Here is a 16858-nt window from a genome sequence, read left to right as displayed (position 1 = left end):
CACATTACAAAACCCAATGTATTTACGTGTCGTAAATTACCCATTTTTAGTACGTATTTTTCTCCTCTAATTTGGGTAAATTCAATGACTCATGTCAAAAAAAAAACACACACCTTTGTAAGGTGAGTGAGAGATTACATGAAGTTTTATCTGATTGTAAGAGGAAAGGTGGATTGAAGCATTATTTTATGCTACGAGAATACTTTAAATCCTGCTTGGTTTAGTTTGGGTTAGAATAAGATGTAGGGTTTAAAGTATTTCTTTTTTTTACTAAATAAAATTTATTGGAATTCTTTCCATATTGTTAGTTTTTGCGCAAAACTGTAACAAAGTCTTCACCAACTTTTTTACAGTTTTTTTTTATAAAAAAGGGTTGATTTCCATCTAGAAATCAACCCTTTTTTATTCAATTATAAGGCTCTATTACTTTTCAGTCTCTGCCATTTTCTTAATACCTGCAATTTCCTCAAGCATATCAGTTGTAATTGATTTTGGTCTTTCCAATGGATACCCCAAAGCTCTATCCCAAATCACGTTGGCACAAATACCAATCGAACGACCTATACCAAAAAGAACCGTGTAGAAATCATATTCAGTAACCCCATAATGCCATTGTATCACACCCGATTGAGCATCTACATTGGGCCAAGGATTTTTCGCCTTACCATGTTCTTTGAGTATATCAGGAACAACCTGATACAACATATCGGCATACTTAAAAATAGGATCTTCAGGCAAATGTTTCAAGCTAAATTCTCGTTGTAGCATGTATCTGGGATCTGTTTTGCGTAATACCGCATGACCAAAACCTGGAATTACCTGACCTGAATTTAATGTATCCCAAACGAACTGTGTCATCTCTTCCTTAGTTGGAACACGATTATCCATTTTATCCATCACTTCTTGCAACCACCTTAACACTTCCTGATTAGCAAGACCATGCAATGGACCAGCCAGACCATTAATCATTGCTGAAATGGAAAGATAAATATCAGACAAGGAACTAGCAACCAAATGTCCTGTATGCGCACTCACATTACCACTTTCATGATCACTATGAATAATAAAATGCAAACGGGAAACATCATCATAAGGCTTAGAAATTCCCATCATGTGCGCAAAATTGGCACCCATATCCAAATTAGGATTGGAATTAATTCTAGGTCCCTGACGATATAATTTATTATATATATAAGCTGCTATTTCAGGCAATTTAGCCAATAGATTTAAAGAATCGTCGAAAGTAGCTTCCCAATAATCCTTTTTATTCAAACCCGCATGGTACTGTCTGTTAAAAACAGATTCGCGATTTAAAGTAAGAATTGCTGTTGAAAAAATAGCCATCGGATGACTACAGCATGGAAACGAATCAATAACCTCATACACATAGCGAGGAACAATTCTGCGCTTACTAAACTCATCAACCACTTGCATCACTTCTTCCTGATTCGGAAAATCGCCAGTAAGGAGCAAATAAAACAGGCCTTCAACATAAGGCATATCACCGCCCTTAGGCTTAGGTAAACCTTCAATTACTTCATCCAAGGTATATCCTCTATACCGTATTCCCTCATCTGGATCCAGATAAGAAATATCAGTAACCAGTGACTTTAGCCCCCTCATTCCACCAATTACTTGAGATATAGTAACATTATCAACAACTACATCCCCGTATTCTTTTAATAATCGTTTGGTACGAGGTCTTTGCTCCTTGATTTTTTCGAACAAAGTTTGCTTTAATGTTTTTTTCATAGTAGTCTAAACTTTTTTTGGAAACCAACTGGGGAGTTTGATTTCACATGAACATTTGCTTATCGTTTATTTTGCGTTTTGTTTTCTGATTAGATTTAGTGCACTTCCAGCTTTAAACCACTCAATCTGAACATCATTATAGGAATGGTTAGCCACGATAACATCTTTCGATCCATCTTCATGAGTAACAACCAATTCCAAAGGTTTTCCAGGTGTGAAATTGGTTAAGCCCACAACATCAAACTTATCCTTCTCCTGAATTTTATCATAATCAGATTTATCAGCAAATGTTAATCCTAGAACACCTTGCTTTTTAAGGTTCGTTTCATGAATTCTAGCAAATGAACGTACAATAACCACCTTAACACCTAAATGTCGTGGCTCCATAGCTGCATGCTCTCTTGAGGATCCTTCTCCATAATTTTCATCTCCGACAACAACAGAAGCTAAACCTTTGGCTTTTAATGCTCTTGCAGTAACAGGAACCTCTTCATATTTACCATTCACAGGATTAAATATGGCATTTGTTTCCTCGTTAAAATAGTTTACTGCACCAATCAACATATTATTGGAAATATTATCTAAATGTCCTCTAAATCTTAACCACGGACCTGCCATAGAAATATGATCTGTTGTACATTTTCCTTTGGCTTTGATAAGTAGATTTAAACCAGAATAATTCTTGCCATCCCAAGCCTGAAACGGAGCAAGCAATTGCAATCGTTCCGAATCATCAGCAACATTAATTGTGATTGATGCCCCATTTTCTCTGGGAGCTAAAAATCCTGAATCCTTCATATCAAAACCATTAGGAGGAAATTCAAGACCTTTTGGCTCATCCAATTTCACCTCAACACCATCTTCATTAATTAAGGTATCGGTCATTGGATTAAAACACATATCTCCAGCTATAGCCATAGCAGTCACCAATTCAGGCGATGCAACGAATCCATGTGTATTCGGATTTCCGTCGTTACGCTTGGCAAAGTTTCTATTGAAAGAGGTAATGATGGAATTTTTACGGGTTGGATCATCGGTATGACGTTTCCACTGTCCGATACAAGGACCACAAGCATTGGCCATGATCACTCCTCCTATGTCCTCAAATTCTTTTAAAATACCATCTCTTTCGGTTGTATATCTCACCAATTCAGAACCAGGAGTTACTACAAATTCAGCTTTTACCTTCAACTTTTTATCTTTGGCCTGTTTAGCCAGAGAAGCTGCTCTTGAAAGATCTTCGTATGAAGAGTTGGTACAAGACCCAATTAAACCCACTTCTAATTTCTGAGGATAATTGTTCTCTTTTACCGCTTTTCCAAAATCGCTTAAACTATGAGCTAAATCTGGAGTGAATGGTCCATTAATATATGGCTGCATTTCCGACAAGTTGATTTCAATAACTTGATCGTAATATTTTTCTGGATTTTCATAAACCTCTTCGTCAGCACGTAGATTTTGCATCACTACGTCGGCTAAATCAGCAACATCTTCGCGTCCTGTAAGACGTAAATAATTACTCATATTTCTATCGTATGCAAAAATAGAAGTTGTTGCTCCAATTTCAGCACCCATATTACAAATGGTTCCTTTACCCGTGCATGAAATTGAATCGGCTCCCTCACCAAAATATTCTACAATAGCTCCAGTTCCACCTTTTACAGTCAAAATTCCAGCTACTTTTAATATTACATCCTTAGGGGAAACCCAACCGCTTAATTTACCAGTTAGTTTGATACCTATTAATTTAGGCATTTTCAATTCCCAAGGCATTCCCGCCATTACATCAACAGCATCAGCACCTCCAACACCAATGGCAACCATTCCTAATCCTCCTGCATTTACAGTATGAGAATCGGTACCAATCATCATTCCCCCAGGAAAAGCGTAATTTTCAAGAACTACCTGGTGGATAATACCAGCCCCTGGCTTCCAAAATCCAATTCCATATTTCTGAGATACAGACTCTAGGAAATTATAGACCTCGTTATTTTGTTCTTTAGCGTCAGACAAATCTTTCTTTGCCCCTATTGAAGCTTGAATTAAGTGATCGCAATGCACTGTTGATGGAACTGCAACCTTGGTCTTTCCAGCATTCATAAATTGCAAAAGAGCCATTTGTGCTGTTGCATCCTGCATAGCAACTCTATCGGGAGCAAAATTTACATAATCAACTCCTCGATTAAATTTATTCCCTTTTTCCTCAGTAGAAATATGAGAATACAATATTTTCTCGCTCAAGGTAAGTGGTTTACCTAAATTTTTTCGAGCGTTTTTTACCTTTTCAGGCATTTGTTCGTAAACTGATTTTATCAATTCAAAATCAAATAGCATAATATGATGAATTTTTGATTTATATATATTTTTTTTGCTTGTCGGAATTTGAATGCATCACAAGAGGAAAGCAATAATATCGGATCTCGTGGTCTTTTATGTGTTTTACTCTATTTATTTACAAAACACACAAAACACTAATAATTAACCTATTACAAAAATGTCAATTTCATAATCGGCTGTTAATTACAGTTCAAATTTAAACATCTAAATATAACAAAAACTTGTTATATTAAAAATGCAAAAGTAAAAATCATCAAGACCTTTTTTTATTCCATGAATCAGGGCAAAACCTATTTCCAACCCACTCGTATTTTATTCTAATAGAATAAAGCCCCTAAGTATTTATATGCTTTAATTTTAGCAATTTTCACTTACCTTTGTTTCCAAATTCTACCACCTCAAGATCTTTAATTTCCTTCCCCTCGATTATAAATTTTACCATAGTTTGAACTTTATGGAAGCCTTGGATTCCAGCTGCACCGGGATTTATGTGCAAAAGATTCAATTCTTTATCGAAAATGACTTTTAAAATATGCGAATGACCAGAAATAAAAAGTTGTGGTGTATTCGTAAAAATTTCAGGCTTTACATTTCTATCATAATTTTTTGGATAACCTCCAATATGTGTCATCCATACATCAACCTCTTCGCAAAAAAATCGCTGATTTTTTGGATAAACAATCCGAACATCCTGACCATCGATGTTTCCATGAACAGCTCGAAGCAAACTAATTTTGGACAATTTATCGGCTATTTCAATTCCTCCAATATCTCCAGCATGCCAAATTTCGTCGCATTCTTTCAAATGTTTTTCAACAATTGGATCGAGCCAAGCATGAGTATCAGACAGTAAACCTATTCGCTTCATTCTTATTTTTTAGTTTGAAATTTCGCCGCATAAATCTACAAAAAGAAATGTAAATTAAAAGTAAAGCACTACTCGAAATGGAACCTGGTTCATTGCTTTACTCCTGTCTATTTTCACCTACAATGGCTTAAAAAAGTGCACTATTTAATCGACAAGGAAACACAAAAAATCAGTAAAATTGATTACTTTTGCGTGCTTTTATTTGTAAAGAAAATACTATCGATGGGATTTAACGACGAGATAAACAGAAGAAGAACATTTGGGATTATTTCTCACCCGGATGCGGGGAAAACAACACTAACCGAAAAATTACTTCTTTTTGGAGGTGCTATTCATGTTGCAGGTGCTGTAAAATCGAATAAAATAAAGAAAACGGCGACTTCCGATTTCATGGAAATTGAAAGACAGAGAGGTATTTCTGTTGCAACTTCTGTAATGGGATTTGAATATAAAGGTCATAAAATAAATATTCTAGATACTCCAGGTCACCAGGATTTCGCAGAAGATACCTTTCGTACGCTTACCGCTTGCGATAGCGTAATTATTGTAATTGACGTTGCTAAAGGAGTTGAAGCACAGACCCGAAAATTGATGCAGGTTTGTAGAATGAGGAAAACTCCAGTAATTGTTTTCATCAATAAAATGGACCGTAGCGGTAAGGATGCCTTTGATTTGTTGGATGAAATTGAAGAAGAATTAAAGATTAGTGTGAACCCTTTAAGCTGGCCAATTAATATGGGTCCCGATTTTAAAGGTGTATACAATATGTTTCAGAAGAACTTGAGTTTGTTTACGCCAGGCACTCAAACCGTTGAAGAAACCATTGAATTTGACGATGTTTCGAATCCGAAATTGGAAGAATACATTGGTGACGATGCTGAGATACTTCGAGAAGAACTTGAGTTGGTATCTGGCGTTTACCCTGACTTAAATATACAGGATTATCTGGATGCCAAAATTGCTCCTGTTTTCTTTGGATCAGCCCTGAATAATTTTGGTGTTCGCGAGCTATTGGATGCTTTCGTTCAAATTGCACCTTCTCCACTTCCTTGTCAAACTGTTGAAAGAGTAATTGAGCCTACCGAAGAGAAATTCTCGGGTTTTGTTTTTAAAATCCATGCAAACATGGATCCAAACCACCGAGATCGTATTGCCTTTGTAAAGATTGTATCGGGTGTATTCCGACGAAATACAGCTTACCTTCACGTAAGAAATGGTAAGAAATTAAAATTCTCAAGTCCTACAGCTTTTATGGCTGAGAAAAAGTCGATTGTAGAAGAAGCCTATCCTGGGGATATTGTAGGTTTGCACGATACAGGAAACTTTAAAATTGGAGACACTTTAACCGAGGGCGAAAAAGTTCATTTCAAAGGAATTCCTAGTTTCTCTCCAGAGCTGTTTAAATACATTGAAAATGCTGATCCAATGAAATCGAAACAATTGGCCAAAGGGATCGACCAGTTGATGGATGAGGGAGTAGCACAGCTTTTTATTTCTCAGTTTAACGGCCGAAAAGTAATTGGAACTGTAGGAGCTCTGCAGTTTGAGGTTATTGAATACCGTTTGCTGCACGAATACAGTGCTTCCTGTAGATGGGAACATATTAATCTGCACAAAGCATGCTGGATTAAATCAAATGATGATGAGCAATTAAAAGAATTCAAAAAAGCCAAATTCCAATACATTGCCAAAGACAAGCATGGAAGAGATGTTTTCCTTGCTGATTCGGGGTATATGCTGCAAATGGCACAAAACAATTACCCTAAGTTGGAATTCCATTTTACATCCGAATTTTAAGACAGCAAAACGGATAAACAGCGAATTAGAAATCAAAAAATAAGATAGAAATATGGCACTAAAAGAAGGATTAACAGCAACCCAAACAATGACTGTAACCGATCAAGACACTGCAATTCATCACGGATCAGGTAAATTGAAAGTTTATGCAACTCCAGCCATGGTAGCTTTCATGGAAAACACAGCAATTGCATGTATGGAAGCCGATTTAGAAAAAGGAATGGATAGCGTAGGCATTCAAATAGATACCAAACACAGCAAAGCAACTAAAGTAGGTGAAAAAGTAAGTTGTACTGCAAAAATAAGCAAAGTTGACGGCAAAAAAATAAGTTTCGAAATTGAAGCTTCTGATGAAGATGGAGTAATTGGTTCAGCAAAACACATGCGTTACCTTATTGATCCCGTAAAATTTATGAGCAGACTATAAACTCTGTTTTCAAAATATAAAAAAAGCCTGCTAAATTCATCGAATTAGCAGGCTCTTTTTATGAGCTCTCCAATGCAAGCAAATTCTTCTTTTGTTTAGATTTAACATTCACTATTTTTAGAATAAGTAAAACCATTGAATTTCACCATCTAAAAATAAATATTTACGCTTTTTTTTTCATTCCATAAATTGACAATAAACGCTTACTCAAGAACGATATTTTACTCTTCACCACACTAAGTGAACCTCCACTAAAAATACCAACATAAAGCAATAACAATCATCATGTTAAGTATTTATTTTATCATCAAAAAAAGATTGACTTTCATTTAATTTGTAAGTAACTTTACACTTTAACTCCTATTCTATTTCCTATACTTAACACCCCTTATTTTAATAACATAATATTATCAGATGCTTTCATTAAAATCTGGTAAGCTAAAAAGGCTGCCTTCAATTATATATGCATATAATTCATAAGGCAGTAATCTCTCTTTTAAATCTTGCATATTATACATATTAAAATTTATGAAATTATGAAATCACAAAAGGCAAAATCATCTCTTTTTTGGGTAAAGATTTTAGCTATTATGATCTTACTAACATTCACATACTGTGATGATAACTACCTAAATGAGCCAACCGAACCTAATCTTACCACCCTTACTGATGAGAATGAAATCCAATTGAATGATTTTATCAATCAAATCAATCTGGACTCTGAAATTTTTATTGTTTCCAATGAAAATTCAATTCAGCAAGCAATAGACCTCTCTTCTTCTGGTGATGCAATTTTTATTGAGCCTGGAATTTATACAGAATCATTAAAGCTTACCAAAGAAAACATTTCATTAATCGCCTTAGGCTCTACGGACGAAAAGGTAATTCTTGAGAACTCAGAGCTAACAATTCATACACTACAATCAAATCAATTAAAACAAGCTAGCCCATATATCACGATGAACCGAGAAAATTTGGGCAATAATATCGCTCATTACACTTTCGATGTAAGAGTAGGTAATGGCGAATTCGACTTAATTCGAATACACAGATTAGTAAGTGAAAAGCACCCATTTCGCCCTGTTAAGACTACAGGTGATATTTTCATGATTCACGGAGCAATACAAGATTTCGACGATATATTCTTAACTGCTGGTGCAGATGTAATCAACTCGGAAACTTCCGCTCCTTACTATTTAGCCACAAACAAGATTGATGTTTGGGGTATCGATTTAGCCTGGACTAAAGTCCCAATAGAAACTACCGACTTCGCATTTATGGAAGGTTGGGGTGTTGAAAAAGACATTAATCACACGAAGTTAGCAATGAAAATAGCGCGTTTAATTCGTGGATTTTCCGGTCAGGGTTTTTCTAAAATGAATTTACTTGGTTTTAGCTATGGAGTACACGTTGCATACGGATCCGCGGCTCTCGAAACCCAAATGCATCCAATTGCAAAAGATATTAAAGGCTTAATTCCTGTAGACAGTCAGCTTAAGAGTAACGATCCTTCAATTATTGAGAGTAAATGTGAGGCAGCCAACTATCAGATGAATCTGATTAACGAAGGTGAATTTCACAATCCTTGGGGAGTTGGATTGATTGGCTTAGCGGAGCTGGCCTTAAATGCACCTAATGATGCTTCTCCTGTTCCTGATTTTGCAGGCCTTACCAACCTTCAGGTTATGAATGCGATTGGAAGCGATCGCTCTGCAGGCTGGCACTTCTTAGGAGGAACTCCATTTGAACTCTACTACAGTGATCCATACCGATTTGTAAGTCTTTGCGTTGGACTTTCAGCTCACATGCCACGCCAAATGTTTTATGAAATGGCTGCAACTTCATGCCCATCTTTAGATGTTAGTTATGATGATCATCTTGGTGATATTGAAATACCTATTTTCTATATCAGTGCTGAAGGCGGTGTTGGTGGTGGTGATGATTATACTGCCAGCCTTACACAAAGCAATGACCTATCACATTTAAATGTAATAGATGAAACAAGAGAAACCGAAGTTAATATTGGCCACGCCGACCTTTGGATGGGATATGATTCAAAAGATCTTATGTGGGAGAAGTTACATGCATGGTTAATCACTCATAAAAATTAAAGATAACCAACAAAACTCTCATTCTATATCAAAAAAAAAGAATCCCCTAAATTGTAGGGGATTCTGATGCAATATAACATTTTGTATTCGTTTATATTTGAAATTAATCCATCAATCGTTTTTCCCCATCTAGTTTTCGGATATCTGTTACATCCTGACTCACCTCGATGCAGCCTTTGTAGTTATTTTCCTCATCGCGCAAAGCAAAATACTGAATGAGAACAAAACGTCCTTTCATTTGTATCCAAAAAGATTCATTATCCTTTTCGCCACTTTTAAAAGCATTCACCAGATCTTCAACCACATGCACACTTTCGGGCGGATGACAATTTTGAACCGTTCTGCCAATGATGGCTTTCGAACGAGGGAAAAAGCGTTCTTTTGGGTTAGAAAAGAAACAAACCCGATCGTTTTCATCAATCATAGTTATGTCAACTGGCAAATGATTCAGCAACATTATGGCTTGTTTTAAAGTCATTAAGCCAGTCTCAAAATTGAGTACTGTATCGCCTAACTGCTCCATATCCAAGTTTTTTCTTTCGATTTTTTGGTTCGTTTTTTCTGATTTCATTTTCTTCTTCTTAAATTCTGGAGCATCAATAAAACTATAGCCAATTTCCACACTCTGTTGGTTCATCTCCTCCCACAAGTCTTCTGATACCGCGTTCAATGCAATGGGAAAAAGCAAATACTCCTCCCGAGAGATAATGGCATACATGAAAAAGAAAAGATCACCCAACAACTTATTAATCTGTTTAATATCGATAATAGAAGATTGCAATTCAGCCATCAATTGCTTCTGAACTCTACGAATATCATCGTGAATGGACCACATTACTCCTAAACATTTGTATTCGGGATATTGTTTTTCAAAGTAGGGAAAAAAGATGTTCTCTTTGCGCTGGTAATGTTTCTCCATTTCGGCCAAAGCTTTAAGTTTGGCTTTCAGCAAGGACATTTCAGCTTCCAATTTCACTTCATCTTTTAGAAGATTAATATTCTTAGCCAAAGGTCTTATCTCCTTCAATCGGATTTCCAACTCCCTATTTTCCAGCATCATTATGCCTAAAAAATGATTTGAATCGACTTGTGCTTTGGGCTGATTGTGAATGGATTTGTGAAACACATTCAAGGCTTTGGTGATTCCAACCTTCAAATCCTCCATGGGAATTTCCGCTTCTACCAATCGGTGCACCACCACAACAATATCGTTGGCTTGCAAATGGTCAATGGCTTCCTGATGTTTTTGAATTAATTCTGTACCTTTTTTACCATTTATCAGGTCGAAACAAAACTCGTACAAGGAATCGACTCTTGCTTGACTGTTATTTATAAATTCTGACATACTGTATTTCTTAGCTCATTTCTATGCCGAAAAAGTACGATAATAAGCTTCTAAAACCAAAGGATACAAAACAAAAGTCAACAAAACTATGAAGGTTTACTAAAGATTAATTTAAATGCCTTCTAATTTTTATAAACTACTTTAATAACTGCTTAAAGAATGGTGGAATACTAGATTCAAAAGTCATCTCTTTTTTGGTGTAAGGATGTTGCATGGTTAAAGATGCAGAGTGAAGAGCCAAGCGTTTTACGCCTTTTCCTTTAATACCATACACTTTATCGCCGACCACAGGATGACCCATGTCGGCAAAATGCACACGAATTTGATTTTTACGTCCAGTAAATAGCTTGATATCGAGCATGCTAAAATATTTCGATTCCCGAAACACCTTATAAGCCGTTTTTGCATACTTCCCTTTGTTGGGATTTTTTATGGAAAACACTCTATGTATGCTATTTTCTGTGAGGTATGATTCTATAATTCCTTCTTTTTCGGCTAATTTACCTTCAACAACAGCAATGTATTTTTTACTGAAATTTGACCATTCAGTTTGAAGAAAAGTTTTTGCTTCAACAGTCTTAGCAAATACCAAAACCCCCGAAGTATCTTTATCAAGTCGGTGAACGATAAAAATTCGATTCCTTGAACGCACATTTCCTTTTTTCACATAATGGGTAACGTGCTGATAAGCCGTTTTTTGACGCTCCCGATCACTTCCCATGGTGAGCAATCCACTTACCTTATCAACAACAATTATATCCTGATCTTCGTAAAGAATTGCACAACCTCGGGGTTGAAATCTGGGTTTTACCTTTTTCTGGTGTTTCTTATTCTCTTCTTTCAGTTTATCTGCCAACATAGGATATATCTTGTGTTTTGCGGCCACAAAGGTCGCATTTTCATTTTAAGCAAACAATTAAATTCCCTTTTTGTATTGCCCGTTTGTTGTCGGATGAATCCCCTCCAGTAAACTCTTTTCCGAAGCTGAATTCCCATGCAGAAAATCTTGAAAAAGAGAAAGAAGTTCTTTCTTGCTTATTTCATGTTGAGTTTCCGTTTTCACATCGCGTAAATCAATCATAAAGGAAGAAAATACACCAGGTAAATCCCTGCTAATCTCTGTATTCAAGAAATTGCTTGCATTGTAAATCGCATGATAGTTTCCTTTCGATTTCTCGATAAAAAAAGACTCTTTCTTCAGATTCGTAAGCTTCTCAGATTTCTGGCAAGTTCGAATACACGACTCATCCATCCTGTTTTTGTCACAAACATGTAGCTGCTGAAATAAGCAATATCGGCTAGTCATTAGTACAATAGGATGATAAATGCTGTAGTGCAATTGAAAATCAGTTGGAATTTTAATGCTTTTTATCTGCTCTTTGTTCAGTTCGTTGGAAATAAAAGCACCAGAACAATTCAAATTTTCCTGCAAAGCAACAAGACTGTAAGAGTTCACAATATTTAAATGCGGTCCCGCAATCCAGTTTATCCCCAAGTGAAGGGCTTGGTAAGCAATTCCGCTATTATCGGTCACTAGTAAAGCTGGTTTTACCTGTTCTAAAAATGCCACTGCCCCGGTAAAATCATCCCCAATAATCACCGAAGAAAAATAGGGAATTAACTTTTTGTTTGTGCTAAAAAGCTGGACTAAATCTGCAAAATTATCGTGAATACAAGCGGGTAGCTGAAAATAGATGTCCGCCGAAGTCTGATCGCACAGATAAAGATCTTTTACCGAAGAAATTAGCACCGAAAGCCTTGCATTATCAAGCTTTTTCTCCTTTGTTTTTAGCTTAGGGATGCGTATTTCTTCCAACCACTCTTTCTTTCCATTTACATGATATAGAATTTTCTTTTTAAGCGAGCTCAACTCTTTAAAAGAAAGGTACACATCGCCTTCTATTTTTTCTACATTCAATTCCTCAATAAAATATTCAGTCTCGTTAAATGCTTTAAAACGCTTCATCACCATTTCGTAACTCAACGGCTGCTTTCCTTTTGCGAGCAAAGAACAATCGGAACAAAACTCAAGCTCTGTTTCTCCTGTTTTCACCACAACTCGCAAAGGCAAACCCGCTTTCCCCGATAATTCGATTTTTAAAGAAGGCTTTTCAGTATCCATATCTTTAATTTCACACTCTACGAAAGCTTTTAGCTCCTCTTTTTCCTGATAAAATTTCAGACACCCTTTTTCTCGTTCTTCCTCGTTTGCATAGGAATTTATTTCGGACAAATGGCTGATAGAATGATCGCGGGGATGGTCGATAAAGCTATTTTTACCCATTTTCTCCTTGAGAAATCCATTGGAGAAATCACGATTAAAAACCTGATACAACTTACTATTATCCTGTCCAATCCTATTTTGATGGTTAAAAAGATCAATTTGCTTGCGCCAAACATCCACAACAGTGTAAACGTAGTCGTACTTTTTAATTCGGCCCTCAATTTTCAGGGAATCTACTCCTGCTTCGTACAATTCTTTCAGATCGAAAAAAGCAGAATTATCTTTCAAATTAAGAGGATAGTTTGGTTCGGAATTCTTCGTTTGATAAACATCCCGACAAGGCTGACTGCAACGTCCCCGATTGCCAGAATTGCCCGTGAGCAAGGAACTCATATAGCAAATTCCCGAAAAAGAAATACAATTGGAACCATGCACAAATACTTCGGTTCCTACCTGATTTTGATGCGCAACAAAAGTCAGCCTACTAATTTCGTTTAGATTTAATTCCCGGGACAAATTAACCCGACTAGCCGCTAGTTTATCAAGAAATTGAATTTGACCTTCGTTATGCGTTGTCATTTGCGTAGAAGCATGCACAACAAGACGTGGGAAATAGGTTTTTAGAAGGTGAAAAAGTCCCAAGTCCTGCACGATCACGGCATCGATAGTAGTATTCACCAACTTATTTAGAAGACGAATAAGAGCAGGAATTTCCCGATCGAGAACGATAATATTAAGGGTGAGAAAAACTTCGCAATGATGAGAATGTGCCAAGTGCAGAATTCCTTGCAGATCGTTATAGCTAATATTTACAGCTCTATTTCGTGCATTAAACTGATCCAAACCGCAATAAACCGCATTCGCACCAGCCAGTATGGCTGCCTTTATTGCATCTACATCGCCTCCAGGCGCCAGTAATTCCATCTTTCTTTTCACCATCGATAAAGCTTAATAAGATGCCAAAAGTAGATATTTTTTATTTGGTACAAATGATTATATCGTATTGAATAGAATAAACCAATTGTGACGCTATTGAGTATAAAAAATATAGAAAATAGCTGTCTTCCAATTAATTTATGCACGATTCATTGGGTTTTTATCGTAGATCTGGAAAAATAACAACCATTGAACTCAAGCTAATCATCAAGAATAAAGAATCTATTTTCATAAGTGACTAATACAAAAATGCTTTTAGAAATACATTAACAAAAACATCTCTCTTAAGTAAATATATAATACAGAAACGATCTTACCTGTCAATGCAATAGGCTTTATTTAGACAAATAAAAGCATGGGCAGTACCCATGCTTTTATCGATTAATACTTGTGTGTTTGAGGCTAAAAGTAAGATCGAAAACATTTCGATTCATTGCCATAAAAAGGAGAGATCAATTGCAAAGAAGCAAAACTTCGAAATATAAAATAATCAGAAATATGACTCAAAATTACAGTTCAATAAACGTTGATTTACCCTAGAAGAAAGCTGAGATTGAACTTCTCTGTAGTGTTAATTTAAATTGAAGGTAAAAGAAGTGATTGAACGTTCAGGTAATGTAAGTTCAAATTTTTCATCACTCACACGAGTTGCATAACCCGAAGTTCCGGAATTTTCAGAATCATCCGTCCATTGCTTATAGGTAACTGAATCGTTAATACTACCCGAAAAGAGTTTAAAGCCATAATCTTCATAAGTAGTTGAACTCATATTGATGGCATAAACTGTGATTTGATCGCCCTCTAGGAATGCTCGTGTTTGCAACATTCCCAAACTTGAAATATCCACTCCATCCATGTCTTCCATATAAATCGGTTGAGCACCTAAAAGTGGAACCGACACATTACGCATCAAGTAACCACGAAGGGTAGTTAATTCATAAACCCACCACATGAATCCAGTCATGCCCTGATCAATTTGATCCCAAAGTGCGCAAATTGAATACTCTGCAACAGCCAACTCATCTTGATCAGACTTGTTGTCCCAATGTGGTTCAGTCGACCAAAAAGGGATATCTCCCGCATAATATAGATCACTAATTAATCCACTAATAGGTCTGTATGCTGGATAATAATGTGTCCCATAATAATCCATTCTGTCCAGCCATCCATTATCACTCATGGTTTTCATCCAACTGTTTTTATTTGGGCCATAATCTTCTGGTGCAATGGTCAATGGCATAGTAAAACCATCCTGTACCGAATAAGAAATCAAACTATCAATTGTTTCCTTATACTTTTCGGGAGTAATATTTCCTTCATTATATACACGTTCATTATCAATCCCCAATACATCAATTGAAATACCATTGTCCTTAAAATATTCGATATAGTCTGCCAAAAGTCTTGCATATTCCGAAGGGATGATTCCATCATCATCTTTTACCCAGTCGGGGAAAGAGGAATCACCCTCTAATTTCTTGCTGGCAAAAACAGTAAAATCAGAGGTGCCAATAACAGATTTTGCCTGATTGATTGACGCAATAAGAGTCTCGTAATAGGATCCATCAACCACGCCTGAAGATGGGTGTGCCGGCTTAGAATCATTCCCAAAAACAGGGATCCTTACGCCATTCATCCCATCATCAATGAAAAGATAATTGGCTTTCGTTTCACTATTGATTGCGCCCACCCAATACTTTAAATCATAAAAGAATGCATCAATTACATCTCCTTTGATTTCAGGATAAATAACTGCATCATCATAACTAATGGAAACGTTAGTTGAATCGGCAACATTGGTTGAATCGGCAGCAGAAACATCAGTTAAATCTGAATCCGTTGAATCTGAAATTAGATCGTCTGATTTGCTACAACTTGTGTAAATTAAAATTCCGCCTATTAGACCGAACATTAGAATTATTTTCATAATATAGGTAGTTTGGTTCGTACAGCAATAGTAAATCAATTGAGATAGAATTACTATAACTAATCTGTCGATCCATCTTAAATATCTGTCAAACTAGTCGAGGCGAAACTCACGATACAAATATTGAAAGAGAAGTTGTAAGTGCTGATAGTGTTGAAGTTGAATCGACCCAACTAAGCACTGGCGAAACAATTAAGGTTTTTAATACCATGAAAGCGAAACTGTATGTTCACAAACGCGAACTTATCTCAAAAAGAATACTTTCTCTTCACATTATAGAATTCGCCAATAAAAAGGAAGTGAATAACAAACAATTTTGGGGTCAATTTAACTGGTATCACCAATGGGGACATTTCAATGGCGACGAAAGAGCGTTAACCATTTAAGAATTAACATTTGCAATAGAGAGCCAATTCTTCCTCCTGTTCATCAGGATTTACTCGTAGAGTTTACAAAACCGATTTACACCGATCTTACTGCAGAACTGCGAAGCTTCTATAAGCAATACTAAGAAATTAAAGCAAAGAATAAAACTTACAGGCTGTCCATTAGGATGGCCTTTTTCGTTTTTAATAATTTGCATTGCTGTCCTTACAATTATTACAAATCTTCCCTATTTAAGTAAACGATAGCTTCGAGAAAAGAACGTTTAACAGACATCAAAAAAAATCTTTTTATTAAAAAATTGAATATTTAACTTGCATACTACTTCAATAGATCCGAAATTCAAACTTTGAAAATAAATTATTCAGACATGAAACATCTTAGTCTTCTTTTTGTATCGGTTCTTACTCTTGTTTGCTTTGCCAGTGCACAAAACCCAAGTGTAACGATTAACACCTCGCTTGGCAGCATAGAATTGGAAATTTTTGAAGACAAAGCACCCATTACAGCTGGATATTTCCTAGAGAACATCGCTAATAATGTATTTAACGAGGCTTGTTTTTACCGTGTAGTTCGAATGGATAACCAGCCCGATAATGACATTAAAATTGAGGTGATTCAGGGAGGTTTGTTTCACGATTCTATTGTTGATCAACACTCCACCATTGCTCATGAAACGACAAAAGAAACTGGAATTTTTCACAAAAATGGCACCATTTCCATGGCAAGGAATGAACCCGGATCGGCTTC

Annotated in this window: 12 protein-coding genes; 5 read left to right on the top strand and 7 right to left on the bottom strand. The window is 36.2% G+C overall.

What is annotated here, in order from left to right; genetic code table 11:
* Positions 1-423: 423 nt before the first annotated feature.
* The 3 genes from ABYT26_RS07325 to ABYT26_RS07315 form a co-directional block, all read right to left on the bottom strand.
* Complete coding sequence (locus tag ABYT26_RS07325) at positions 424-1752, bottom strand: citrate (Si)-synthase (protein ID WP_372752399.1); 1329 nt, start codon at positions 1750-1752, stop codon at positions 424-426.
* Between the two features lie 66 nt (positions 1753-1818).
* Positions 1819-4086, bottom strand: a complete 2268-nt coding sequence (locus ABYT26_RS07320) for an aconitate hydratase (protein ID WP_372752396.1) — start codon at positions 4084-4086, stop codon at positions 1819-1821.
* A gap of 370 nt (positions 4087-4456) precedes the next feature.
* Positions 4457-4957 (bottom strand): metallophosphoesterase, encoded by a 501-nt coding sequence (locus tag ABYT26_RS07315; RefSeq protein WP_372752394.1) that lies wholly within the window; start codon positions 4955-4957, stop codon positions 4457-4459.
* Between the two features lie 222 nt (positions 4958-5179).
* On the opposite strand from ABYT26_RS07315, the gene ABYT26_RS07310 reads away from it, so the two are divergent.
* The 3 genes from ABYT26_RS07310 to ABYT26_RS07300 all read left to right on the top strand — a co-directional run bounded on the left by ABYT26_RS07310 (position 5180) and on the right by ABYT26_RS07300 (position 9292).
* On the top strand, positions 5180-6754 hold the full coding sequence (locus tag ABYT26_RS07310; RefSeq protein WP_372752392.1) for a peptide chain release factor 3: 1575 nt from the start codon (positions 5180-5182) through the stop codon (positions 6752-6754).
* A 52-nt stretch (positions 6755-6806) separates the two neighbouring features.
* Positions 6807-7181: a thioesterase family protein gene (locus ABYT26_RS07305; RefSeq protein WP_372752390.1), complete on the top strand. Its 375-nt coding sequence runs from the start codon at positions 6807-6809 to the stop codon at positions 7179-7181.
* A gap of 536 nt (positions 7182-7717) precedes the next feature.
* Positions 7718-9292: a hypothetical protein gene (locus ABYT26_RS07300; protein ID WP_372752388.1), complete on the top strand. Its 1575-nt coding sequence runs from the start codon at positions 7718-7720 to the stop codon at positions 9290-9292.
* Positions 9293-9395: 103 nt separating this feature from the next.
* On the opposite strand, the gene ABYT26_RS07295 is transcribed toward ABYT26_RS07300, so the two are convergent.
* The 4 genes from ABYT26_RS07295 to ABYT26_RS07280 form a co-directional block, all read right to left on the bottom strand.
* A complete protein-coding gene (locus ABYT26_RS07295) occupies positions 9396-10637 on the bottom strand; it encodes a DUF438 domain-containing protein (protein WP_372752386.1) in 1242 nt (413 codons plus the stop codon).
* Between the two features lie 136 nt (positions 10638-10773).
* Positions 10774-11523 carry an RluA family pseudouridine synthase gene (locus tag ABYT26_RS07290; RefSeq protein ID WP_372752384.1) on the bottom strand — a complete coding sequence of 250 codons (750 nt, stop codon included), beginning with the start codon at positions 11521-11523 and terminating at the stop codon, positions 10774-10776.
* Between the two features lie 30 nt (positions 11524-11553).
* Entirely contained in the window at positions 11554-13800 is a 2247-nt protein-coding gene (locus tag ABYT26_RS07285) for a DUF3656 domain-containing protein (protein ID WP_372752382.1), read from the bottom strand.
* Positions 13801-14368: 568 nt separating this feature from the next.
* Positions 14369-15724, bottom strand: coding sequence for a hypothetical protein (locus ABYT26_RS07280; RefSeq protein WP_372752380.1), 1356 nt, complete (start codon positions 15722-15724; stop codon positions 14369-14371).
* Between the two features lie 209 nt (positions 15725-15933).
* Here ABYT26_RS07280 and ABYT26_RS07275 point away from each other — a divergent pair, with 209 nt between their 5' ends.
* Together ABYT26_RS07275 and ABYT26_RS07270 are read left to right on the top strand one after the other, a co-directional pair.
* Positions 15934-16110: a hypothetical protein gene (locus ABYT26_RS07275; protein ID WP_372752378.1), complete on the top strand. Its 177-nt coding sequence runs from the start codon at positions 15934-15936 to the stop codon at positions 16108-16110.
* Positions 16111-16478: 368 nt separating this feature from the next.
* The coding region (locus ABYT26_RS07270; RefSeq protein ID WP_372752376.1) for a peptidylprolyl isomerase at positions 16479-16858 on the top strand (380 nt) is incomplete at its 3' end.

The organism is Labilibaculum sp. (assembly GCF_041595635.1).
Taxonomy (GTDB): Bacteria; Bacteroidota; Bacteroidia; order Bacteroidales; family Marinifilaceae; genus Labilibaculum.
Note: the sequence above shows the minus strand (reverse complement) of the source record. Positions and strands in the feature narration are given on the sequence as shown.